The sequence below is a fragment of the Niallia oryzisoli genome (assembly GCF_043641075.1).
GTDB lineage: Bacteria > Bacillota > Bacilli > Bacillales > Cytobacillaceae > Bacillus_BD > Bacillus_BD oryzisoli_A.
On sequence record NZ_JBHZRC010000008.1, the window covers coordinates 43,635 to 68,000 of the forward strand.

The following is a 24,366-nucleotide window of genomic DNA, read 5'->3' on the forward strand; positions in this document are numbered from 1 at the left end:
CCTCTCACAGAGCGTTCCTTGATTCATTTTTTTGTAGGGACAACGTGGCCCAGTGGTCCATTGGAAGCAAGAGAACCGTCCCCCTGCTTCTCGAAAAAACCCCATGCTTCTTAAGATATCTGTTCACGCAGTTTTGTTTGAACGCGTTGTTTTGTTTCTTTCTTTTGTAGCATTCTGACAAAGATGTTGTTCGAGAATAGTGCAACGATGATGAAGATCGTACCAAGTAGATCGTATATTGTTATTTCATTCCCTTGGAAAATGGAAATGGTAAGGGTTGTAACGGGAACAAAGTTAATAAACAGCAGTCCATTTAATGGTGATAGGATACTCACCCCGATGTTCCAGCCAAGCAGTGCAATGACGCCGGGAAACAGAATCATAAACAATAGATGCGGGCTTACTGCTTTGATGTCACTTTCTGATGGGACGGATAGGCTGCCAAAAAGCGTTGCGCCCGCAACAATAACAGCGGCTGTCACCGTTCCAAGTAAACAGCTTAACGTTGAATACCGCAGTGCGGACCAGCTGCTAAACTCACTGCCGCCCATCGTGTAAATTACCCATCCAATCACGGCAATTAAGATGAGCATGGATGGGATAAAATGATCCGTTGCACTTAGAAATGCTCGAATATCACCTTTTGTAATCACCAGCACTGCACCGACAAATGACAATAGGACACAAAGTAATGTGAAGAGATGGGGTCTTTTTTTAAAAAACATCCATACAATCACGATCGAAATCATTGGCATGAGTGACTCCATAATGGATGCCACCATCACACCCGGTTCACCTAATAAATTTTCTCCCCAGAAAATCAAAAGATTATAAACGGCAAACGCCATTGTACCGAAAAACCACAAGTGAAGGCCTTTTCCTTCTAATCGAAAAGCCTGCTTGCCTTCTTTCCACCAGAGTATCAATACTAAAATGACTGTAACAGATCCATAACGAATGATTGTAAAATAGAAGGGATCAATATATTTAAAAGCTTCATGTGCTACAGGAAACATGGCTCCCCACGATACTGCCGCAATAAAACATAGAATAGCTCCTAACCAAACACTATTTTTCAACCCTTTTCTACCTCCTTCACAAATTTGACATACTTATCTTCTGACTTTTTTGACATCTTGTAAAATGAATAAAAATGATGATTAGTATCATTTTTATTGATATTATGGTGGTAAATATGTAAATGGTAAAAGGGTGGGGGATTTGGAATTTAAGGACCTGGAAATTTTTCAAATAGTAGCGGAAAAGGGGACCATCACAGAAGCGGCAAAAGCGTTAAGCTATGTGCAATCAAACATTACATCGAGAATTCAGAAGCTCGAAACGGAGCTGAATACTCCTTTGTTTAACCGGCATCGCCGCGGGATGACATTGACGCCTGAGGGAAAAAAGCTATTATCCTATAGTGAGAAAATATTATCGTTAACAGATGAAATGAAAAAGGTCGTCCAGAATAAAGAGGAACCGTCTGGAAAATTAGAAATAGGAACAGTTGAAACGGTGATTCATTTGCCCAAAATATTATCCTCCTATATTAAGAAGTATAAGAATGTTGATTTATCACTCTTTACTGGCGTGACGGAAAAGCTAGAGGAAGAGGTATTACATCATAAGCTGGACGGCGCGTTTGTGACTGAAGCAGACTTTCACCCTGATCTTGTATCGCATGAGGTGTTTCAAGAAGAGCTTGTCCTCATCTCCGATCGGAATGCCACCACATTAGAAGAGTTGAATGGGCTGCCTGTTTTATGCTTTAGTAAAGGCTGTGGATACCGCGCACGTCTGAAGGCGTGGTATAAAGACCAAAACGTCACGCCACAAAAGATCATGGAATTCGGTACATTAGAAACCATCCTGCAAAGCGTTGCCATGGGACTTGGTATTACATTCGTTCCTAGGTCAGCCGTCGCCCATATGGAACAAAGCGGGCTTATCCAATGTCACACACTTCCAGACCAATACAGCAAAATCAAAACCGTCTTTATCAGAAGAGCCGACACCTTTCTAACCTCAACCATTGAAAAATTCATCGAAACAATCAAAGAGAACCACGGGGACGGGTCCCGCGGAATCGTTTGAGCGAAATTTGAGCTGCGGGCCCCGTCCCCGCAGTCTAGAATCGGGGCTAAACATGAACATAGATAACTATTTAGATCGTATTCATGCGATAAGGAAAGATGAGTTGAATCTTGTTTATTTGTCACATCTTCAAAAGCAGCATGTACTTAACGTTCACTTTGAGAATTTGGATATTATGAATAAAAAGCCTCTCTCTTTAAGTCCAGAGATTCTCTATAAAAAAATGGTCCTCGATCAGCATGGGGGCGTTTGTTATGAGCTAAACGGATTATTTTTTCATCTGCTAAAGGAGCTTGGTTTTAGCGCTTATCTAATGGCAGGTACTGTACATAAGGGAGATGGAAATTGGGCGCTTGAGAATGGACATCTGTTCATCATCGTTCCACTTGAAGACAATGAATATTTGGTGGACGTTGGGTTTGGCGGGAATTGCCCGCGGCTGCCTGTTCCAATAAGTGGAGAGGAAGTCATCGATAGTGATGGGAATTACCGTGTGAAAAGAGACGAAGCCCAACCATTCTTCTATTTGCAAAAAAAGACTGATGACGAGTGGGAAACACAATATCGTTTTGAGTCACCTTCAGATAAATGGAATTTAGATACGATTTATCCAGTATGTGTGCTGACTGAAACATCACCTGAATCTAAGTTTAATAAAATGTATTTCTTGTCCCGAGTAACGGAAGAAGGGCGTATCACGCTGGTAGGAAACACCTTAATCATTGTTAAAGGTAGAGAAAAAACAAAAGTAAAATTAGAAGAATATGAGATCGCTGAAAAGGTTCAACGCTACTTTCAATTGAAGCTTTAGCCGAGCTGGGGAAGAACCACAGGAACGGGTCCCGCGGTCTGAATTAAATAAAATTGTGCCACGGAACCCGTCCCCGTGGCGCTTTTTCATAGGCTACCGAAGCAAGAGCAATGAACTGATTACGGTCGCCTATCCCCCTTATAGGCGACCGAAGCAAGAGCAATGAACCGATTACGGTCGCCTATCCCCCTTATAGGCTACCGAAGCAAGAGCAATGAACCGATTACGGTCGCCTATCCCCCTTATAGGCTACCGAAGCAAGAGCAATGAACTGATTACGGTCGCCTATCCCCCTTGTAGGCTACCGAAGCAAGAGCAATGAACCGATTACGGTCGCCTATCCTCCTTATAGGCTACCGAAGCAAGTAGCTTATTATTCTCATCACAATTGATTTTGGACAGCACTAACGGATTTCGTGCAATACCTGTCTCATTTTGCAAAATGAGACACTTTTTCAGCAACTTCGAACTGTCTCCCCAGTTACTCTTAAAGCGATCGCTAGGGTCGAGGTCCCCCTAGTCCAATTCCATCTGCATATTGTGACGGGGTAACGGATGTGATTTTTTTAAATACCTTGCTAAAGTAATTTAAATCATTATACCCTACCAAAAAGGCAATATCAGTGATTGATATATTTCCTCTTCGTAAATATAATTTTGCTTCCTCTACTCTCTCTTGATTAATGAATTCGCTTATATTCATGCCTGTTTCTTCTTTAAATTTCCGTGAAAGATAGGAGGGGTTCACATGTATTTCCTTCGCTAGTATATTCAGTGATAGATTATTTCCTAAATTCAACTTAATATAATCTACTGCCTTTTTTACTATCGAACTATAATGTCCTGTGGCATATGTGTTTACCAGGTCACAATATTCATTTGCCATTAAGGTGATCAGCTTATTCAAATCCGGAATGTTCGTTGTTCTTTCAATCAATATCGCAAATCGTTCGGATATGTTATGAAGATAAACGGGATGGACACCCCCTCTTTCGGCCGCAATTCTAAATAACGTATTCAGCACGAAACTCATATTTTTAGAGGACCGAATGGGACTTTCAGGGATGCGATTAGAAAATTCAATAATTCCGGACATTGTATGGGTGAGATGATTGACCTCTGCTTTATCGCCTCTTGCTAAGGCATCCATTAGCTGATTTTGATTTTCATATCTCCGTTCGATTATATCCTTGTTTTCCTCAATGCTTACCTTTAGACGATCCTGGTTTAATAAGGGTACCGATGCTTCAGAGGAAATGAGCTGAGAGCTTATATAGTCATGGCCGCATAGATTCACAAGCAATTCTCCTAGGTGCTTGTATTCCACCTCACCTAAAACAGGCAGCGATTGATAAAATTGCTCCAAATGCTTACGCTCAGCTACAGGCAGGTTGTTTTTAGAAATAATATCCTTTATACGATCTGCAATGGAGATACTTGAAATGAAAGGACCTACAGCGAGGCTGCCAAGAAAGGATTGACCCTTCCAAATGCCGGAAGCCATATATTCAAGACCATATGTATTAATATAGTGGAAATAATAATTCGATGGCCTTTTACTAAGGATTTCATTAAAATACATCGACTCATTTTCCGGATAGGCTAACACGGAAGGAATCGGATGGTTGATCAATTGAAACAAGGCATTTCCATTAGGATCAATGACAATCGTATCCATTTTGGTCGTAGAGTTTAACATTTGCGCTATCTTACTTAATTCTTCATGCTTCCCTTTTTTCACGTACAAATTCCCCTTTCTTTTCCCATTTAAATGTATCTTTTAAAATGATAAAAAACAATATAATTGCTAATTGTGTAAAAAAAAAACGATTAAAATAGAAGGCGATTTATTATAATGAACGTAAATTAAAGCCCTTACAAAAGAGGCTTTGATAAAAAAAATTATCCTACAGGAATATTGGTTTATATATTCCTATGAAAGAGAACTATATAAAAGGATAAACATGCAGCACTAGTAGTAGAAGTATTTCACTTAACATGAACGGAGGAAATCATATGTTATATCCAATAGCTACAGAAAGTCGTGTCGTTGTAGATTTAAGTGGAATTTGGAAGTTTATGATTGATAAAGAAGTGGAACCGATTGAAGTATCACAACCGCTTCCAACCAATGAGGTAGTGGCTGTTCCTGCGTCATTTAATGACCAGACAGTGGTAAAAGAAGCCCGTGAGCACAGCGGTTATATTTGGTATGAAAAAGAATTTACGGTGGCTCAAATCCTACGTAATGAACGATTAGTCCTGCGTTTTGGATCTGCTACTCATGAAGCATGGGTGTATCTAAACGGCAAGGAAATCACTCACCATAAAGGCGGATTTACTCCTTTTGAAGTTGAAATAAATGAGTTTGTAGTAGATGGTCTCAACCGTCTAACTGTGAAAATAAGCAATTTATTAGATTACTCAACCCTGCCAGTTGGCAACTATAGTGAGGAGAAGGATGAGAATGGACGGATCATTCGTAAAGTAGATGAAAACTTTGATTTCTTTAACTATGCGGGGCTGCATCGTCCAGTCAAAATGTATACGACTCCACGCGATTACATTGAAGATATTGCGATCGTACCAAACGTTGATTTAGCAGCAAAAAAAGCGGATGTTCATTTTTCTGTTAAAGCAGCAGGAGCGTTTGATGAAGTGCGGATAACCATTTTAGATGAAGAGGGCAAGCAAGTGGCTCAAGCATCTGGAAATGATACGAGTGTGACAATTGAAAATGTTCAGCTCTGGCAGCCGCTGAATGCCTATCTTTATACAGCAAAGGTAGAAGGCGTCAAAGGCGGAGAAACGGTTGATGTTTATGAAGAGACATTTGGTATCCGCAAAATTGAAGTAGCAAGCGGTAAATTCCTAATCAACGGTGAACCATTCTATTTCAAAGGCTTTGGTAAGCATGAAGATACGTTTGTACAGGGCCGCGGCTTAAATGAAGCATACAATGTGCTTGATATTAATTTGATGAAAAAAATGGGTGCGAACTCCTTCCGTACGTCTCATTATCCATATTCAGAGGAAATGATGCGTTTATGTGATCGTGAAGGAATTGTCGTTATTGACGAAACACCGGCGGTTGGCTTATTCCACGGCTTTGGCTTTGATTTAAGCGGAAAAAATGCCCACTCCACTTGGAGCGTTCTCCAGACAACAGAAGCCCACGAGCAGGTGATTCGTGAATTAATTGATCGTGATAAAAATCATGCCTGTGTCGTGATGTGGTCGATTGCCAATGAGCCTGCTTCTCATATTGAGGGGGCACACGAGTATTTTGAACCATTATTCAATCTTGCTCGTCAGCTTGATCCACAACAGCGTCCGTGTACCTTTGTCAATATTCTGATGGCAACGCCAGATGCCGATAAATGTACAGATTTAGTGGATGTCATCGCGTTAAACCGCTATTATGGCTGGTATTTACAAACAGGTGATCTAAGTAAAGCGGAAGAAGAGACCCGCAAAGAGTTGTTAGAGTGGCAGGAGAAATATCCTGATAAACCAATTATGTATACGGAATATGGTGCGGATACGGTAGCTGGTTTCCACAGTGCATACGGCGAGCCATTCTCTGAAGAATATCAAGAGGACTACTATCGTATGAATAGCAAAGTCTTTGATGAGATCGCTAACTTTGTTGGGGAACAACTATGGAATTTTGCTGATTTCCAAACCAAATTTGGTATCCAGCGTGTACAAGGAAATAAAAAGGGTATTTTCACTCGCGAAAGAGAACCGAAAATGGTCGTCCGTTATTTAAGCGATCGTTGGAATAACATACCGGATTTTGGCTATAAAAAATAGTCGCCGATCTAACTTGATTTTGATTGGAAAATAAACGGAAGAATTCCGATTAAATAGGGAAATACCTATATTTCCCTAATAATAAAAGGAGTTTTTCCGTTTATCTTATCGAAACCTTTGGATTTTTCCTTATTTAGAGCCACTAATCGGAATATCTCCGCTTATATCTGCTAAAAAGCCCCACAAAATACATTTAGCCGGAAATTCTCCGTCTATGAATTTAAATATCTACACGAATGTCCAACAAAGAAGATATCAGGGCCAAAAATAAAAACGGTGAGGGCAATTCCCTCACCGTTTTTCAACTAAACCACCAGCTTAAGCAGCTCGTCGTCCTTCGCATGGACCTCTCCGTCCTTAACGAGAACCACCTCTTCATATTGATTCGTATTTGTAATAACGACAGGGGTTTTTACATCATAGCCTGCATCTTTAATCTTTTCAATGTCAAACTGAATAAGCAAATCACCCTTTTTAACATAATCCCATTGCTTCACAAGGGAGTGGAAAAATTCTCCTTTTAAATGAACGGTATTCAAACCGATATAAATCAAGATTTCCGCTCCAGCTGCTGAAGTCACACCAATAGCATGCTGTGTTGGAAAGATTGTGGTCACCACGCCATCAACAGGGGAAACGACTTCTCCCTTTGTAGGGACAATCGCGATTCCTTTCCCGACCGTTTCCGTAGAAAATAAAGGATCAGCTATCGTGCTTAATGAAACGATTTCTCCGCTTAATGGGCTTGAAATGGTTTCTCTCTTTACATTCCCAATTACAAAATCTTTGACTGTATTTTTAGCGACTGCATTATTTTTACTTTCATAGCCAAACACAATCGTTAGAATCATGGCGATGAATAAAGAGGTTAATGTACCAAGTAAGAAAAGTCCCATTGGTGTAAAAACAGGAATAGATAAGAAGCTTGGCAAAGCAAAGCCTGTACCTGCTACGCCGAGGGAGCCAATAATCGCCCCGCCAATTGCCCCGGCAATGGCAACATAAAGCATGGTTCGTTTGTAAGGGACAAGAATCCCATATGTGATGATCTCGGTTGTCCCTGCAAAAGCACTAGGAAGCAGACCAGATCCAGCAAGTGTTCTCAAGTTTTTATCCTTCGTTTTAAAGAAAACGCCAAGACCTAATCCGATTTGAGCAAAAGGAGCTGCAGCCGCCATGGGGATAATTGGATCCATGCCAGTCGCCGCAAGATTAGCAAGAGCAATTGGAATAACAGCCCAGTGGAGACCAACAATGGTAAGGAATGACCAGGCAGCTCCAATGATTGCTCCAGTTAACAGGCCACTCTTTGAGCTCAAGAATTGAACAACGATAGATAAGGCTTCGCCGACATACGTACCAAATGGTCCAAAAACGAGAATAGTTAAAGGCACAATAATTATTAATGAAATCATTGGATTAATAAACATTTGTAAATCTTTATAAATCACTTTTTTCAAAAGCTTATCTAACAGCGCGTAAATAGAAACCGCAATTAAGATTGGAAAAACAGTTGAGGAGTAGTTTGCCAGTATAACAGGAATTCCTAGGAAAGATACATCCTGTGCCCCTTTGGCAACTAAATCAGTAATATGAGGTTCCAACAGTGCTGCACCGATTGCTCCACCTACATATCCACTGGCCCCTAGCTTGTTCGCCATGGTGATTCCAAGGAATACTGGGAAAAAGTAAAAAATAGCATGTCCTGCCGCAGCAAGGATCATATAGGTTCCGCTTTCAGGATTGATCCAGCCTAATGTTTTTAATAGAGAAAGTAAGGCTGTAATTAAGGCAGAACCAGCAAGGACCCCTAGGATAGGAGCGAAACTTCCACTGACAGTACCTAATATTTTATTCATCATTGTTTCTTTTTGCTCTGCTGAATCGTTAGTCAATTTTGCTTCCATTTTGTGCTCTCCTTCTTGAAATTTTCTTGATAAAATAGAGAACGTTTTCTATTAGTATTTTCAACACTAAGAAAAACCACTCTTCTTTGCATACTAGTATACAAGCGTACCGTATTTTTTGTCTAGATATTGTTTATCACTTCACAAATGTTGTAAACCCTTTCAATTCATTTATCATGCGCTTTCATAATTACTATAAAAAATTTATTTTAGATTTAAGGCTAACTATAGCTAACAAGCAATTTTATTAATTAAATTTCGAACAAATTGTTAACGATTACATTTTTTTATTGCCAAACACTATTTATGCATGCTAGTATACTAGTATATCAAACAGGAGGTCGCGAACTCCTACTGCAACTCTAAGTTGAATAGGGAAGCCTTAGAAAGTTCTGGCATACTAGTATATAAGTTCCGTCTATCCTTTTTCTTTTTGAACTTTTCTTTTCTTATTAAAAATGTAATCGCTTTAACCAGTATTTCAATTAAAACTATAGGGGTGAAACGTAATGCGTAAATTTGGTATGAGAGACAAGCTAGGTTATTTATTTGGAGATTTTGGAAACGATTTCTTTTTTATTCTTGTAATGGCATTTTTAATGGTATTTTATACTGATGTTTTTCATCTTAATCCTGCAGCAGTCGGTGTGCTATTTATGGTTGCTCGTGTGTGGGATGCATTTGCTGATATGGCATGGGGCCGCTTCATTGATACAAGAAAAACAGGCAAACATGGTAAATTTAGACCTTGGATTTTAAGAATGTCTTTCCCGTTAGTCATCTCAGGTATTTTAATGTTTGTGTATATTCCTGGATTGTCTCATGGATTTTATCTTGCTTATGCTTACGTAACCTATATTCTTTGGGGAACATTATATAGTACAGTTAACATTCCTTATGGTTCAATGGCATCGGTTATCACAGCTGATCCAGTAGAACGTACTGCTTTATCTTCTTGGAGAACAATTGGAGCACAATTAGCTGGATTAATTATTAATGTTGTGGGACCAATCATTCTATTTGTAGACAACAAAGCGGTACCAAGTCGCTTTTTACTAGGAGCTATCATTTTCGGTATATTAGCGATTTCTTGTTACTTGGCTTGTTATAAATTATCTGTTGAACGTGTTGTTATTGATGAGACTGCGAAGGCACAAGCCAAAAAAGGCGGAACAATGAAAGGCTTAGTGAAAAACAAACCGCTTATGTGGTTCCTTATCAGTTCTTTAGCTTTCATGGTTGTCTTTATGTTAATCGGTACAGTTAACGTTTACTTATTTAAGGATTACTTCGGAAGCGCGAAAGCTTTAAGTATGGTTGGCCTTCTACAATCTGCAGCAGTATTTGTTGTGGCACCATTTATTCAAAAATTAGTTAAAAGGTTCGGTAAAAAGGAAGTTGCATCTGCAGGCTTATTAGTAGCTGCTGCTGTTTATGGCGTTTTATATTTGCTGCCAAACTTAAATGCAACACAATTTATCGCGATCCTAACTGTTGCGATGCTTGGTTACGGTACGTTCAATCTGGTGATTTGGGCATTCGTTACAGATGTTATTGATTACCACGAATATCTAACTGGTTTACGTGAAGATGGAACGGTCTATGCCATCTATTCAATGGCTCGTAAGCTTGGACAAGCGGTTGCTGGTGGTGTTGGTGGTGCAGCCATTGCAGCTGTAGGCTACAATTCTGAGCTTGCTTCACAAACAGCTGAAACGCTTAGCGGCATTCATATGCTTGGTACGCTAGTGCCGGCAGCAGTCCTTGGAGTAGTTTTCTTAATCATTGTATTCCTTTATCCGTTAAATAAAAAACGCACAGAACAGCTAGCAGCTGATTTAGCTGAAAAGAGAGAGCAAAAATCTGCTACACAGTCTGCTTAATGTAGCGTTATCCTAATAGATTTACAATAAGAAGATAGTTAATTTTTCGTTAACTATCTTTTTGTTTTCTATATTGTTCTATTTGTATACAAGCTGTTAACCATGATATGATGAAAAAGAAATGGTCTTAAATAGGGAGTGTAACATGATGATTACAGTATCGCCAAAGCTTCCTGGAGAAAATAATAAAGACTATGCATATCGAGTGATAAAAGATTCAATCATGTCTTTAGAATTAGAACCAGGACAGGCAATAAGTGAAATTGAATTGGCAGAAGCGTTACGTTTATCCCGTACACCAATTCGAGAAGTTCTAGGAAAATTACGGGAAGAACATTTAGTAGAAGTCATCCCGCAAGTGGGTACCTATATATCTAAAATTAAACCCCAACTCCTGAAGGAAGCCTCTTTTATGAGATATATTTTGGAAAAAGAGGTTTTAAAGCAAGCATGTGAATCTTTTCCAAAAACAGATATGTACGATTTAAAGAAAAATGTGGCCCTCCAAGAGGAATTAATTGGGGAAAAAGGAAAAGAACGTGAATTCCATGTGCTTGATAAGGAATTCCATCATATCATTTTTAGGGGTAACCAAAAGGAACATATTTGGGAAGCGATTATTCGAATAAGTACACATTATAACCGCATGAGACTATTATCAGAGATCCGTCATAGCTTTGATGAACCTGTTAAGCAGCATCAACAAATTGTGGAAATTCTTGAACAAAAGGATTGTGACCAGGTAGAAGATATCGTAAGAATGCATATTGTTGAACCAACCAAACTATGGACTGATTTATATAAAGCGGATAGTCCTTATATCAATTATTTCGAATATGTAGATGAAAAGCCAGTATTCTTATAGGATACTGGCTTTTTTTATTTGCATTGTTAAACTAAGCTATAGGTTTTCCGTTCAAGAACTTCGCGCACCATAGGGCGACCGCCCAGCCTCCTCGACACTTCAATCACCCGCCTTTAAAAAATCAACAATTTCTTGAACAGAGCTATTTTTAAAAAATAATCACTTGAAATCTATTTATTTGCATGCTAGTATACAAGTATGCAAGAGAGATTGAACCTAAATATGAAATAGTGCTTGGTGATTCACATAGTTAAAGAAATGATTGAAAGCACGATGATGTGAAATATCGAGTTCACAAATGAAATAGAAGAGGTGATGGTCATGTTGCAAAAACATGAAATTCTTACTGAAATGCATAAGGGTTATTTAGTAGCGGTGATCCGCGGAAAAAATAAAGAGGATGCAGTAGAAATCGCAAAGCAGACATTTCAAGGCGGAATTCGCTCACTAGAGATTACATTTTCAACACCTGGTGCAGAAGATGCGATTGCTGAATTAGTACAAACCGGTGATCCACAAATGATTGTTGGTGCTGGAACGGTTCTTGATGCTGAAACGGCTAGAATCGCGATTATGAAGGGTGCACGTTATGTTGTAAGCCCGCATTTCAGCAGTGACATCGCAACGGTATGTAATCGTTACGCGATTCCTTACTTACCTGGATGTGCTTCTGTAACAGAAATCATGCAGGCGTTAGAATCTGGGGCAGATGTGATTAAACTTTTCCCAGGAAGCTTGCTTGGACCAGGATTTATTAAAGATGTAAAAGGACCAATTCCGCATGTGGAGCTAATGCCATCTGGCGGAGTAAGTATAGATAATATTGATAAATGGGTAGCTAACGGTGCGTTCGCAGTAGGAATTGGAAGTGCCCTGACTAAAGGGGTTACGAATGGTGACTATAGCTCTGTACAACAAGTGGCCCGCCAATTCGTAGAAAAGCTCGCTTCTGTTAAGGCGGAATAAACCATGAAGAAGGTTGTAACATTAGGAGAAATTATGCTTCGATTATCCGCTCCAAACTATCAAAAAATTGTCCAAACACAATCCTTTGATGCAGTTTATGGAGGTGGGGAAGCAAATGTAGCCATTTCTTTAGCGAAATTTGGTCTTGATAGTTCCTTTGTTACGAAGGTACCTGATCATGCGATTGGTACGAGTGCGATCCAGCAATTAAATCGCTTTGGGGTGAAAACAGACCATGTCATCCGCGGAGGAGAACGACTGGGAATCTATTTCTTTGAAAAAGGCTTTTCGATTCGAGCTTCTAAGGTCTATTATGACCGAAAGCATTCATCCTTTGCGATGTCAAAACGGGAAGAATACGATTTTGATGCGATTTTTGCAGATGCCGATTGGTTTCATATCAGTGGAATCACGCCGGCATTAAGCGAAGAGCTATTTTACCTAACAAAAAAAGCGCTAGCTGCTGCAAAAGAAAAAGGATTAACAACGAGCTGTGATCTTAATTATCGAAGCGCCTTATGGTCTTTCGAGGATGCTCGGAAAAAGATGACGGAATTAATCAAGGATGTTGATGTCTGCATTGGAATCGAGCCATTACAGTTATTGGATTCGAATGGACAAGATATAAAAGAACAATTACCTGAAACACCTGATTTAGATGATTATAAAAAAATCATGTTTGAGATGCAAAGGCAATTTGGAACGAAATACATTGCCATGACAAAAAGGACTCATCTTTCTGTCAATCGCAATCGCTTGCAAGCATTCCTTTTTGATGGTCATGAGCTTTACCAATCAAGTGACGTCGAAGTCGATATCATTGATCGAGTAGGAACAGGCGATGCATTTTCCGCCGGAATGATTTATTCCTTAATTAATCAATATCAGCCTCAAGAAGCAGTTGAATTTGCGTTAGGGTGTTTCGCCCTGAAGCATACGATTGAAGGAGATGCCAACCTGGTTCCAATCTCGGATGTAGAAAAATTTATGCAACGATCCTTTGCAATTGACCGCTAATAAAGGTCTAAGGAGGGCTACCATTTGAGCACATTTATTCATGAAAACTTTCTATTAAACAATCCAACAGCCGTTGAGTTGTATCACACGGTTGCAAAGAACATGTCCATTTATGATTATCACTGTCATTTATCACCAAAAGATATTGCTGAGAATCGTAAATTTAACAATATAACAGAACTATGGCTTGAAGGCGACCATTACAAATGGAGAGCGATGAGAGCGCATGGGATTGATGAAAAATATATAACGGGTGATGCAGATCCTAAGGATAAATTTGCCGCATGGGCGAAGACCGTTCCTTATACACTTGGAAATGCTTTGTATCACTGGACACATATTGAGTTGAAAAAATACTTTGGGATTGAAGAGCTATTAAATGAAGATAGCTGGGAATCCATTTGGAACACCTGCAATGAATTATTACAGCAGGATAATTATTCAGTTCGTGAAATCATCAAGCGTTCCAACGTAAAAGTGATTGGTACAACTGATGATCCAACCGACGATCTTCAGTATCATGAACAAATTGCTAGTTTACCAGACTTTCATGTGAAAGTAGTTCCGTCATTTCGTCCTGATAAAGGGCTTGAAATAAATAAAGAGACATTTATCCCTTTTGTTGAAGCTCTTGAAAAAGCTGTAGATAAACCTCTTTCAAGCTATGAAGCGTATATTCAAGCTTTGATCGATCGAGTTCACTATTTCCATGAAAAGGGCTGTCGAATTTCTGACCATGGTTTATCTGATATTCCATTTGCTTCATTTGAAGAGAGTGAATTAGAAGGAATATACCAATCTGGGCTTAGTGGCAGCCAGGTAAATGTAGAGGATGAAAAGAAATTTAAAACAGCGATTCTTTTCGCGCTTGCCAAAGCTTACAAGGAAAGAGATTGGGCGATGCAAATCCATTTTGGTGCGATTCGTAATAACAACACGAAAATGTTCCAAAAGTTAGGAGCTGACGCAGGCTTTGACTCAATTAGTGATCAAGGTGAGGTAGCAAGACCGTTAAATGCTTTATTAGATGCATTAGAAATGCGGGATTCACTGCCAAGGACCATCCTTTATAATCTGAACCCAGTCTATAACGAATTGTTTGGAACGACGATTCAGAACTTCCAAACGAACGAAGCAGGAATCGCGGGAAGAATTCAATTTGGTTCTGGCTGGTGGTTTAACGATACAAAGCCAGGAATGATCCGTCAATTGACAGCACTAGCTGATCAAGGCTTACTCATGCACTTTGTGGGAATGCTGACAGATTCACGCAGCTTTATCTCCTATAGCAGACATGAATACTTCCGCCGCATACTATGTAACTTTGTTGGAGCATGGGTGGAAAGCGGTGAAATTCCAAACGATCCGGCATTACTACAAAAGCTAGTTGAAAATATTTGTTTTAACAACGCTAAAAATTACTTCGCAATTGAAGTTAAATAATAGGGGGCAATTAATTATGGAAATGAGTTTTCGTTGGTATGGTAAAACAGATTCAATCTCATTGGAATATATTCGTCAAATTCCTGGTATGAAAGGAATCGTAACAGCTATTTATGATATCCCGGTTGGAGAAGCTTGGCCGATGGACGCTATTGAAGAATTAAAAAAGACTGTAGAAGAAGCCGGTTTACACATTTCAGTTATTGAAAGTGTTCCCGTTCATGAAGATATCAAAATCGGGCTACCAACTCGTGATAAATATATTGAAAACTATAAAGAAACATTACGCAATCTTGGTAAAGCCGGCATTCCTGTTGTATGCTACAACTTCATGCCAATCTTTGACTGGACACGTACGGATTTAGAGTACCGTCTTCCAGATGGATCAACAGCCCTTATTTTTGAAGAAGAAGTGGCGAAGAAAATGGATCCATTAACAGGTGAGCTTTCACTTCCAGGCTGGGATTCAAGCTATAAGAAAGAGGATTTACAAACATTATTTGACCATTACAAAAATGTAGATCATGAAAAACTCTGGGAAAACCTGGAATACTTTATTAAAGAAATTATTCCGGTTGCTGAAGAAGCTGGCGTGAAAATGGCGATTCACCCGGATGATCCTCCATACGATATCTTTGGATTACCACGTATCATTACAAACAAAGAAAATCTTGAAAGATTTATTAACCTATATGACAGCCCGTATAACGGTTTAACCATGTGCAGCGGCTCTCTTGGTGCAGAACCAAAGAATGATTTCCCTGAAATGCTGCGTTATTTCGGAAAGAAAGACCGCGTAAACTTTGTACATGCTCGTAACATAAAGCTAACAGGCGGATTGTCATTCCAAGAAAGTGCCCATCCATCTGTGTACGGCTCTATTGATATGTATGAAGTGATTAAAGCAATGGCAGACTTTAACTACACAGGTCCAATTCGTCCGGACCATGGAAGAATGATCTGGGGCGAAACAGGTAAGCCAGGCTATGGTTTATATGACCGTGCATTAGGTGCGACGTACCTTTACGGTTTATGGGAAGCTGAACAAAAAAATCGTAAATAATATATTTCAAAAAAAATAAATCATTCCTTGAGGAGGATCATTCACATGACAGTTCCATTTAAAGTTGATTTAACAGATAAAGTAGCGGTAGTAACAGGCGGCGGCGGTGTTTTAGGATCTTATTTTGCAAAAGCTTTAGCAGAATGCGGTGCAAAGGTAGCGATTATGGATCTTAATCAAGAGCCGGCAGATAAGGTAGCAGCGGAAATTAACGAAGCGGGCGGAAAAGCAATCGGTGTAGCGGCAAACGTATTAGATAAAGAAGCACTAGAAAAAGCACGTGAAATTATTGTAAAAGAACTAGGCACAGTTGATATCCTTCTAAACGGTGCAGGCGGTAACAATCCTAAAGGTTCAACAGATGATGAATTCTACAATGAAGAAGAAGTGAAAAAGAATCCAGAATTAAAAACATTCTTTGATCTAGACCCAAAAGGTGTTGGTTTCGTATTCGACTTAAACTTCTTAGGAACTCTACTTCCTTCACAGGTTTTTGCGAAAGATATGATTGGTAAAAAAGGTGCGAACATTATTAACGTATCTTCCATGAATGCATATACACCATTAACAAAAATTCCTGCTTACAGCGGAGCAAAAGCAGCTATCTCTAACTTTACACAATGGTGCGCGACTTACTTTGCTAAAACAGGTATCCGTGTGAATGCCATTGCACCAGGATTCTTAGTTACAAAGCAAAACGAAAAATTATTATTTAATGAAGATGGCACTCCAACAGCTCGTACAGGTAAAATTTTGAACAGCACACCAATGGAAAGATTTGGTGAGCCAGAAGAATTAATCGGCGGAATTCTTTATCTAGCAAGCGAAGAAGCAGCAAGCTTTGTTACAGGCGTTGTTCTTCCAATCGATGGCGGTTTCTCTTCTTACACAGGAGTTTAATGATATCTATTTTTCTTTAAAATAAAAGGTTGCTAGTCCAATTCATTTGGGTTGGCAGCCTTATCATTATGTTCAACACTGAACATTATTCGGTAATCTAGTACCTTTTTTCAAAAATAGTAAAAACAAAATATGAATAAAGGAGTTTCGTAGATGAAAGTTAGAGTAGAAGAATTCCAGAAAACAAAAGACTTTTTGGTATGTGTAGATTCTGACGGCTGTGCAATGGATACGATGGACGTCAAACATAAAGAAGCCTTCGGACCAGAGGCAGTGAACACGTGGGAGCTTCATGCCATCAAAGATCACTTTCTAGAAGTCTGGAATGATCTTAATCTATATACGAAAACAAGAGGGATCAACCGTTTCAAAGGTGTCGTTACAACATTTGCTGCACTTGAGGCAGAAGGTATTTCTATGCCAGATATTTCTTCTTTTAAAAAATGGACTGAAACGACAAATGAACTTTCCAATCCATCTCTTGAAAGAGCCATCTTGGTAACCAATGATGAACAGTTAAAGAAAGCGCTTGAATGGAGCCATGCTGTGAATCGTACGATTGAAGAAAAGCTGGCTGGCAATGACCAACCGGTTGCAGGTGCGAAAGAAGGATTGCAGGCTGCCACTCATGCTGCCAATGTAGCCATTGTTTCTTCAGCAAATGGTGCCGCTGTTTTAGACGAATGGACTAGACATGAACTGGCTGTACATGTTGACGTTATGCTGGGACAAGAAGCGGGCACAAAAGCGTACTGTATTGAACAAATGAAAACGTTCGGCTTTGACAATACCCATGTATTAATGGTCGGCGATGCACCTGGCGATTTGTCTGCTGCCGAGCAAAATGGCGTTCTTTACTATCCGATCCTGGTGGGAAAAGAAAAGTTCTCCTGGGACCGCTTTAGAGAGGAAGCTTTAGGAAAGTTCATTGATGGAAGCTTTGCAGGTGAGTATCAGCAAAAATTAATAGATGAATTTAATGATAACTTGAAATAAAGCTCGGGAGGGATAACCATGATTCAAAAGATTGCTAAAAATATTCCAATGCCAAAGGTCGATTTAAAGGCAAAGCCCTATAATCTATCTGACGATGATATCAAATGGGTAAAAGATACAATCAGTGGAATGTCAGACAGAGAAAAAATTGGTCAATTGTTTATTAATCTATTTTTCTTTGGCGAAGACAAGTTTAGCGGAAATACTTTTACCAATAAAGAATTGCTTGAAAAATACCATATTGGTGGAGCGCGTTACCAAGGTGGTACCTCTGAGGAAGTTCAAGACTTGATTAATAGTCTGCAAAAGGATTCGAAGATTCCTTTATTAGTAGCTGCTAACTGTGATGCAGGCGGTAACGGTGCGATGAATGACGGCACATATGTTGCTGCTGCCGCTATGTGTGAAGCTTCCGGTGACGAACAGGTCGCATTTGATGCAGGATATGTCAGCGGACGTGAAGAGCATGCGATTGGTGTAAACTGGAACTTTGATCCTTGTGTAGATATTTTGAAAAACTGGAGAAATACCATCGTGAACACTCGTGCTTACGGTATAGATGCCCAGACGGTTATTCAACATTCAAATGCGTACATTAAAGGGTTAACAGAAAGTAATATCGGCGTTTGTATTAAGCACTGGCCTGGTGATGGAACAGAAGAACGCGACCAGCACTTAGTCATGGGTGTCAATGAACTATCTGTTGCTGAATGGGAAGAATCCTTCGGTCAAGTATACCGCAATCATATTGATAATGGTGTCCATTCAATTATGGCCGGTCACATTGCCTTACCAGAATACCAAAAAGCGTTAGTTCCTGAATTGGAAGATAAGGATATTTTACCAGCAACGCTGGCGCCTGAATTACTTAATGGGTTATTAAAAGGAAAGCTGGGCTTCAATGGCTTAATTTTGACAGATGCTTCGCATATGTTAGGAATGACTGCTTCTATGAAGCGTGAAGAATATGTACCGCAAGCGATTGCTGCTGGTTGTGATATGTTCTTGTTCTTTAACGATATTGATGAAGATTTCAACTTTATGTTAAACGGATATAAGAATGGAATCATTACAGAAGAGCGTCTTCAAGATGCATTAGAGAGAATCTTAGGCTTTAAAGCAACACTTGGCTTACACAAAGCACAAGAAGATGGCTCGATCTTACGTACAAGAGAAGATTTACAGGTGGTTGGCTGTGAGGACCATATCGAACGTGCGAGACAAGCTGCAGACAAAGGAATCACGCTTGTGAAAAATACGTTGAATCAGCTGCCAATTCGTCCAGAAACGCATAAACGTATCCGTCTGTATTTCCTTGAAGGGGAAAAAGGCGGCATTTATGAAGCAGGTTCCAAAACACTTGATTTCATCGTTGAGGAGCTAACAAGAAGAGGATTTGAAGTAACGGTAAATGATGGACATACTCGTGTAAAAGGATCGACATTAAAATACCGTGAGGAAGTAGATGCAGCCTTAGTCTTTGCGAATGTAGTGGGATATGGTGCAGAAAACAACTATCGTATTAGATGGAAAACAGCGATGTCAAACGAAGTACCTTGGTATGTTCATGAAGTACCAACTGTTTTTGTATCACTAAACTTTACCACTCATTTAACAGATGCTCCAATGGTAAAATGCTATATTAATGCATACAAAGATTCTGAGATTACCATCAAAGCGGTAATTGATAAAATCATGGGTGAATCAGAGTTCAAAGGCACACCGAATGAAAATGTTTGGTGCGGGAAATGGGATACAAGACTGTAGACTTTAACTTCATTCAGCAGGGGTTGATACCCTGCTGAATGAAGTTAAGCCTCCGGCGGATGCCTCGGATTTTTTAAAGGTATTTTCTCGAGCGAGCTCGAGAAACATCCGGGCGCAAATTCGACGGGCGAATTTGATTATATGAAATAACAAAGGCTATTCGGGGGGATGGCCTTTGTTTTGAATAGAAAAGTATAACATTCTCACTAGAGGAGGAAATCATTTTGATTATTGATAAATTGTCTAATGCGAAACTATACGATAACCTGCATCCAAGAGTAAAGAAGGCGTTGGATTTCCTACTTGAAAATGATTTGGAGGCCCTAGAGGTTGGTACCTATCATGTGGAAGAAAACAATGTATTTGTCATGATTCAAGAATATGAAACAAAGCTGCCGGAAGAGTGCCGTTATGAATCTCATTATCGGTACACTGACATTCAATACGTCATCAAAGGCCAGGAAAGAATGGGCTATACTCATATAGAAAATGCGAAAGTAGTAGAAGAGTATACGGATAAAGACCTTATGTTCTTAGAGGCAAATGGAGACAACTTCACCGTCCATGAAGGGTCCTTTGCCATCTTCACACCAGAAGATGCCCACAGACCTGGCATGTGTGTTGACCAGCCCCAGCCAATCAGAAAAGCCGTAGTCAAAGTTTTATGTGATTAGAAAGAACCACGGGGACGGGTCCCGTGGTTTTCTTGACTTGAATGGTTGGACCAAAGGGCGTTGGCGCAAAATTAGGAAATACGGTGCTGTTCTATTCCTAACAAAGTGAGCAAACTGTCCTCCTACCAGTGATAATTTGTTTGTGCCATGTGAAGGTTGAAGTAAACATTTTTTAATAGGGTTAGGATTCTTCAGAAACTATTTCCATTGTGTAATAAGCAAATTAACAGTATTATAATCTCATAAGCTACATTGTTCGTATTTATAATTAAGTTTTAACCTTTAAGCTGTGATAGGGAGTTTAAAATTGAAACAGGAATGACAAGCCTCTGTCTATACGACAAGGAGGACATGCAGAAATGTTTCTGCGAACACCCACTTTTAGGAGTGGTGGTTTAAAACTTTCTTATGCTAAATACGGCAAAGGTGGCTTTGTATATTAAAGCAGATCAGTTCCTTATGGGACTGTTTTTTTATTGTCTAAAAAACAGGGATGGGGATAAGCGCCTCAAACCAGTTCATGTTAAACAAAATTTGTGCCGAGGGACCCGTCCCCATGGTCCTTTCCGCCATCCATCGCAAGGTGAAAAAAAGACCACGGAAACCCTTCCCCGTGGTTCATCACGCGCTTTGAAAACTGAATATTCAAATATAAAGAAAATTCTCCAAGTTTAATTGACAAAATGGAGTATTCTCCTTACAATTGAAAATGATTATCAACATCATTTGGGAGGTACCAACAGTATGTTTTATGGTAAAAAACGTAGAAATATTTTATCAATAACCGTCTTTATTTTAATTTTATCAACATTATTACTTGGTTGTACGGATACCAGAAAAGATGATACAGCATCGAAAGCTGCCAATGACAACATGCTTACGATTGCTTGGTCAAGGGATATAGGGGAGATGAATCCACATGTCTATAATCCTTCACAATTATTTGCCCAGTCCATGGTGTATGAACCGTTGGTTAGCTACGGAGATGGGGGAGAGTTAAAGCCGCATCTAGCTGAGTCGTGGGACATTTCGACGGACGGAAAAGAATACACATTCCATCTGCGGCAAGATGTGAAGTTTTCTGATGGAACTAGCTTTAATGCGGAAATTGTGAAAAAGAATTTTGATACGATTTTAAATCATATGGAATTACATAGTTGGTTGGGATTCCTTTCAAAAATAGCTAGTACGGAAGTTATTGACGAATATACGTTTAAAATGACATTAACGGAACCGTATTACCCAACCATTCAGGAGCTGGCTGTTGTTCGTCCTGTTCGTTTCTTAGGTGAAGCTGGATTCCCTGAAGATGGGGATACCACAAAAGGTGTTGTAAAATCAGTTGGTACAGGTCCATGGATTTTAGATGAGTATAAAGCGGATGAATATGCGATTTTCAAACGCAATGAAAATTATTGGGGCGAGCTTCCAAAAGTTGAAAAAATCCAAGTGAAGGTCATTCCTGATGCGGAAACGAGAGTACTAGCTTTTGAGAAAGGCGAGCTAGATTTGATTTACGGTGAAGGGGTTATCAGTTTAGATGCTTTCAAACAATTGGAATCAACTGATAAATATAAAACGAGCATTTCAGAGCCAGTTGCGACAAGACAGCTTGTCATGAATACAAACAAAGAACAGCTTTCCGACGAACGTGTTCGTCAAGCGTTACATTATGGTTTTAATAAGGAAGATATGGTGAAGGGGATCACTTCTGGACTTGAAGAACCAGCAGAGTTTATTTTACCAACAAACCTGCCTTACACATCCGATATTGATTTGGAATCTATTGACTATGATGTAAAAAAAGCAGAAGCATTATTAGATGAAGCGGGCTGGAAGCTTCCTAAGGGGAAAACGGTTCGTGAAAAAGATGGACAGCCGCTTGAAATCGAGATGATGTACGATTCAGCAGAATCGATTCAAAAGGCAATGGCAGAAACGCTGCAATCCGAGTGGGCTGCCATTGGTGTTAAATTAAATATTGTTGGAGTGGAGCTTGCGGTTCAAGTTCAAAGATTTAAAGATAATCAGTTTGATATTAATTTCTTTAGTAACTATGGTGCACCATATGATCCGCATACTTTTATCAACATTGTAGGAAAAGAAGGATTTGGATTTAATGAAGCCATTTCAGCTTATCCGAATAAGGCGGAAATACTCCAACAAATCGCACGGATTCCGCAGACAACGGACGAAAAGGAACGTCAGCAGCTTTACACATCTGTTTTAACATCACTGCAGGATCAGGGAGCGATTGTTCCTATTTCTTATATTAAGAAAACAGCCATATATCAAAAAAGTGTCACTACTTTCAATTTCTCTGCTAACCGTGACGAAAACCCATTCACAGGAATTAGCATAGAGCAGTAAGCAGCAGGAGGCAATTATGGGCACTTTTATAATAAAACGAGTGATGTCCATTATCCCGGTTTTTCTATTGGCCGCACTTTTGACGACCGGGATGATTCACCTTTCACCAGTCGATCCGGCCGAGGCCTATTTAACAGCAGCTCATATCGAACCGACTGATGAGATTTTGGCTCAGAAAAGACATGAGTTTGGTTTAGATCAACCATTCTTCGTGCAATATGTAATCTCTATTAAGAAGATATGCCAACTCGATTTTGGCATATCTTATCTTACAAATAAGCCCGTTTGGGAAGAGGTGATTTACCGAATTCCAGCGACTCTCCAGCTCGCAATAGGGAGTTTGTTCATAGCGGTGCTCGTTAGTGTTCCACTTGGCTTTCTGGCAGGGGTAAAGAAAAACAGCGCGATTGATCACTTTAGCCGCATACTCTCTTTTTTGGGGGCATCCATCCCGTCCTTTTGGCTGGGCTATCTATTGATTTTTTTCTTTTCTGTAAAATTGGACCTTTTCCCAGTCGAAGGGATTGGGACATGGCAGCATCTTGTTCTGCCTTCCATTACACTGGCACTTCCTTTAATTGCGATATACACAAGATTGCTGCGTTCCAGCATTCTTGAAAATATACAAGAGCCCTATGTGCTGTTTGCAAGGACAAGGGGAATGAAAGAAAAAACGATTATGGCTAAGCATGTCTTAAGGATTGCTATTTCCCCGATGATTACGGGGCTTGGGATGAACCTTGGAAAACTGCTGACTGGAACGATTATTGTGGAGACCGTTTTTTCTTGGCCTGGGTTTGGCCGTTATTTTATTGAAGCGATTTTTAATCGTGATATCCCTGTCATTCAATGCTATGTGTTCATTGCAGCGAGTTTGTTTATTGTTAGCAACCTAATCGTTGATCTGATTCAAATGTATATTGACCCGCGTATTTCCAGGAAAGAAGGGCACCAGAGATGATAACGAGTATACGTAAAATGTTCATAAGTCAAAAAATCATTCCCATATGTTCGATCATTTTAGGTATTCTGTTTATCGTGACCTTATTAGCTCCCTGGATTGCACCAAATGATCCGATTGCGGTCAATTTAGCGTATAAACTGCAGCCGCCATCCGTGGAATTCCCATTAGGAACCGACCATTTAGGAAGATGTAATTTATCACGCATCTTATATGGGGGAAGAATATCATTAGGCTTTGCTATGCTTATTTTCATTTCATCTTTAACGATTGGTTTAATCATTGGAACCTATTCTGGATATAAAGGCGGCTGGGTGGATCAGGTGTTGATGAGAATTTGTGACGGTGTGATGGCTTTTCCAAGTCTTATCCTGATCCTTGGGCTAGTGGGTATTTTCGGTCCTGGACTTCCGCAAGTTGTCTTAGCGCTGATGCTTGTGCAATGGGTCTATTACGCGAGAATGTTCCGAAGCATGGCTCTTAGTCTAAAAGAACAAAACTTTATTGCGGCTGCGAAAATAAGCGGATCTTCTCAGTGGAAGATTATTCGAAATCATATTGTCCCAAATGTACTCCCACCCCTTGTCGTCATGGGTACATTAGAAATGGGCTGGGCCATTATGGATATATCCGCGATGTCGTTTCTAGGATTAGGAGTACAACCGCCTGCAGCTGAATGGGGGGCGATGATTCACGAAGGAAAGTCGTATATTCGGACGAATCCAGAATTGATGCTTTATCCAGGTTTGATGATTATGCTCGTGATTGTGACCTTCAATTTATTGGGCGAAGCGTTATCCGAACGTTACAGTGTCAAACGTCGATCATAA

Annotated in this window: 20 protein-coding genes; 17 read left to right on the forward strand and 3 right to left on the reverse strand. The window is 39.7% G+C overall.

The features are described from left to right. Positions 1–110: 110 nt before the first annotated feature. Positions 111–1,079, reverse strand: coding sequence for a DMT family transporter (locus ACHUFV_RS19420; RefSeq protein ID WP_394236990.1), 969 nt, complete (start codon positions 1,077–1,079; stop codon positions 111–113). 142 nt (positions 1,080–1,221) lie between these two features. On the opposite strand from ACHUFV_RS19420, the gene ACHUFV_RS19425 reads away from it, so the two are divergent. Next, positions 1,222–2,097, forward strand: a complete 876-nt coding sequence (locus ACHUFV_RS19425; RefSeq protein WP_394236992.1) for a LysR family transcriptional regulator — start codon at positions 1,222–1,224, stop codon at positions 2,095–2,097. A 52-nt stretch (positions 2,098–2,149) separates the two neighbouring features. After that, positions 2,150–2,908 (forward strand): arylamine N-acetyltransferase family protein, encoded by a 759-nt coding sequence (locus ACHUFV_RS19430; RefSeq protein WP_394236993.1) that lies wholly within the window; start codon positions 2,150–2,152, stop codon positions 2,906–2,908. 499 nt (positions 2,909–3,407) lie between these two features. Here the strand turns inward: ACHUFV_RS19430 and ACHUFV_RS19435 are convergent, their stop codons facing one another. Then, positions 3,408–4,649 (reverse strand): helix-turn-helix transcriptional regulator, encoded by a 1,242-nt coding sequence (locus ACHUFV_RS19435; protein WP_394236995.1) that lies wholly within the window; start codon positions 4,647–4,649, stop codon positions 3,408–3,410. A gap of 275 nt (positions 4,650–4,924) precedes the next feature. Here ACHUFV_RS19435 and uidA point away from each other — a divergent pair, with 275 nt between their 5' ends. After that, the gene (uidA, locus tag ACHUFV_RS19440) at positions 4,925–6,724 is read left to right on the forward strand and encodes a beta-glucuronidase (protein ID WP_394236997.1); all 1,800 of its coding nucleotides are present in this window, start codon (positions 4,925–4,927) and stop codon (positions 6,722–6,724) included. Between the two features lie 305 nt (positions 6,725–7,029). Here uidA and ACHUFV_RS19445 read toward each other — a convergent pair whose 3' ends face one another. Next, the gene (locus tag ACHUFV_RS19445) at positions 7,030–8,631 is read right to left on the reverse strand and encodes a glucose PTS transporter subunit IIA (protein WP_394236999.1); all 1,602 of its coding nucleotides are present in this window, start codon (positions 8,629–8,631) and stop codon (positions 7,030–7,032) included. A gap of 509 nt (positions 8,632–9,140) precedes the next feature. Here ACHUFV_RS19445 and ACHUFV_RS19450 point away from each other — a divergent pair. From ACHUFV_RS19450 to nikC, 14 genes are all read left to right on the forward strand, one after another. Beyond that, the gene (locus ACHUFV_RS19450) at positions 9,141–10,514 is read left to right on the forward strand and encodes an MFS transporter (RefSeq protein WP_394237001.1); all 1,374 of its coding nucleotides are present in this window, start codon (positions 9,141–9,143) and stop codon (positions 10,512–10,514) included. Between the two features lie 148 nt (positions 10,515–10,662). After that, complete coding sequence (locus ACHUFV_RS19455) at positions 10,663–11,379, forward strand: GntR family transcriptional regulator (protein WP_394237003.1); 717 nt, start codon at positions 10,663–10,665, stop codon at positions 11,377–11,379. Between the two features lie 324 nt (positions 11,380–11,703). Continuing rightward, the gene (locus ACHUFV_RS19460; RefSeq protein WP_394237276.1) at positions 11,704–12,345 is read left to right on the forward strand and encodes a bifunctional 2-keto-4-hydroxyglutarate aldolase/2-keto-3-deoxy-6-phosphogluconate aldolase; all 642 of its coding nucleotides are present in this window, start codon (positions 11,704–11,706) and stop codon (positions 12,343–12,345) included. A 3-nt stretch (positions 12,346–12,348) separates the two neighbouring features. Further along, the gene (locus ACHUFV_RS19465; protein WP_394237005.1) at positions 12,349–13,362 is read left to right on the forward strand and encodes a PfkB family carbohydrate kinase; all 1,014 of its coding nucleotides are present in this window, start codon (positions 12,349–12,351) and stop codon (positions 13,360–13,362) included. Positions 13,363–13,386: 24 nt separating this feature from the next. Next, entirely contained in the window at positions 13,387–14,805 is a 1,419-nt protein-coding gene (gene uxaC, locus ACHUFV_RS19470) for a glucuronate isomerase (protein WP_394237007.1), read from the forward strand. A gap of 16 nt (positions 14,806–14,821) precedes the next feature. Further along, complete coding sequence (uxuA, locus tag ACHUFV_RS19475) at positions 14,822–15,868, forward strand: mannonate dehydratase (protein WP_394237009.1); 1,047 nt, start codon at positions 14,822–14,824, stop codon at positions 15,866–15,868. 45 nt (positions 15,869–15,913) lie between these two features. After that, the gene (locus ACHUFV_RS19480) at positions 15,914–16,768 is read left to right on the forward strand and encodes an SDR family oxidoreductase (RefSeq protein ID WP_394237011.1); all 855 of its coding nucleotides are present in this window, start codon (positions 15,914–15,916) and stop codon (positions 16,766–16,768) included. Between the two features lie 153 nt (positions 16,769–16,921). Continuing rightward, entirely contained in the window at positions 16,922–17,764 is an 843-nt protein-coding gene (locus ACHUFV_RS19485) for an HAD family hydrolase (RefSeq protein WP_394237013.1), read from the forward strand. 18 nt (positions 17,765–17,782) lie between these two features. Next, positions 17,783–19,531, forward strand: coding sequence for a glycoside hydrolase family 3 protein (locus ACHUFV_RS19490; protein ID WP_394237014.1), 1,749 nt, complete (start codon positions 17,783–17,785; stop codon positions 19,529–19,531). Between the two features lie 224 nt (positions 19,532–19,755). After that, the gene (locus ACHUFV_RS19495; protein WP_394237015.1) at positions 19,756–20,205 is read left to right on the forward strand and encodes a NanQ anomerase/TabA/YiaL family protein; all 450 of its coding nucleotides are present in this window, start codon (positions 19,756–19,758) and stop codon (positions 20,203–20,205) included. Between the two features lie 408 nt (positions 20,206–20,613). Continuing rightward, positions 20,614–20,880, forward strand: a complete 267-nt coding sequence (locus ACHUFV_RS27440) for a hypothetical protein (RefSeq protein ID WP_463516383.1) — start codon at positions 20,614–20,616, stop codon at positions 20,878–20,880. Between the two features lie 69 nt (positions 20,881–20,949). Beyond that, the gene (gene nikA / locus ACHUFV_RS19505) at positions 20,950–22,575 is read left to right on the forward strand and encodes a nickel ABC transporter substrate-binding protein (RefSeq protein WP_394237017.1); all 1,626 of its coding nucleotides are present in this window, start codon (positions 20,950–20,952) and stop codon (positions 22,573–22,575) included. 16 nt (positions 22,576–22,591) lie between these two features. Further along, entirely contained in the window at positions 22,592–23,536 is a 945-nt protein-coding gene (gene nikB / locus ACHUFV_RS19510; protein ID WP_394237019.1) for a nickel ABC transporter permease subunit NikB, read from the forward strand. After that, entirely contained in the window at positions 23,533–24,366 is an 834-nt protein-coding gene (nikC, locus tag ACHUFV_RS19515; RefSeq protein WP_394237021.1) for a nickel ABC transporter permease subunit NikC, read from the forward strand. Before nikB ends, nikC begins: the two co-directional genes overlap by 4 nt.

Excerpts from the sequence above, each read along its gene's own strand:
- ACHUFV_RS19430 (WP_394236993.1), top strand. The coding sequence starts at position 2,150 with ATGAACATAGATAACTATTTAGATCGTATTCATGCGATAAGGAAAGAT.
- uidA (WP_394236997.1), top strand. The coding sequence starts at position 4,925 with ATGTTATATCCAATAGCTACAGAAAGTCGTGTCGTTGTAGATTTAAGT.
- ACHUFV_RS19445 (WP_394236999.1), bottom strand. The coding sequence starts at position 8,631 with ATGGAAGCAAAATTGACTAACGATTCAGCAGAGCAAAAAGAAACAATG.
- ACHUFV_RS19450 (WP_394237001.1), top strand. The coding sequence starts at position 9,141 with ATGCGTAAATTTGGTATGAGAGACAAGCTAGGTTATTTATTTGGAGAT.
- ACHUFV_RS19455 (WP_394237003.1), top strand. The coding sequence starts at position 10,663 with ATGATTACAGTATCGCCAAAGCTTCCTGGAGAAAATAATAAAGACTAT.
- ACHUFV_RS19465 (WP_394237005.1), top strand. The coding sequence starts at position 12,349 with ATGAAGAAGGTTGTAACATTAGGAGAAATTATGCTTCGATTATCCGCT.
- uxuA (WP_394237009.1), top strand. The coding sequence starts at position 14,822 with ATGGAAATGAGTTTTCGTTGGTATGGTAAAACAGATTCAATCTCATTG.
- ACHUFV_RS19480 (WP_394237011.1), top strand. The coding sequence starts at position 15,914 with ATGACAGTTCCATTTAAAGTTGATTTAACAGATAAAGTAGCGGTAGTA.
- ACHUFV_RS19485 (WP_394237013.1), top strand. The coding sequence starts at position 16,922 with ATGAAAGTTAGAGTAGAAGAATTCCAGAAAACAAAAGACTTTTTGGTA.
- ACHUFV_RS19490 (WP_394237014.1), top strand. The coding sequence starts at position 17,783 with ATGATTCAAAAGATTGCTAAAAATATTCCAATGCCAAAGGTCGATTTA.
- ACHUFV_RS27440 (WP_463516383.1), top strand. The coding sequence starts at position 20,614 with ATGCTAAATACGGCAAAGGTGGCTTTGTATATTAAAGCAGATCAGTTC.
- nikA (WP_394237017.1), top strand. The coding sequence starts at position 20,950 with ATGTTTTATGGTAAAAAACGTAGAAATATTTTATCAATAACCGTCTTT.
- nikB (WP_394237019.1), top strand. The coding sequence starts at position 22,592 with ATGGGCACTTTTATAATAAAACGAGTGATGTCCATTATCCCGGTTTTT.
- nikC (WP_394237021.1), top strand. The coding sequence starts at position 23,533 with ATGATAACGAGTATACGTAAAATGTTCATAAGTCAAAAAATCATTCCC.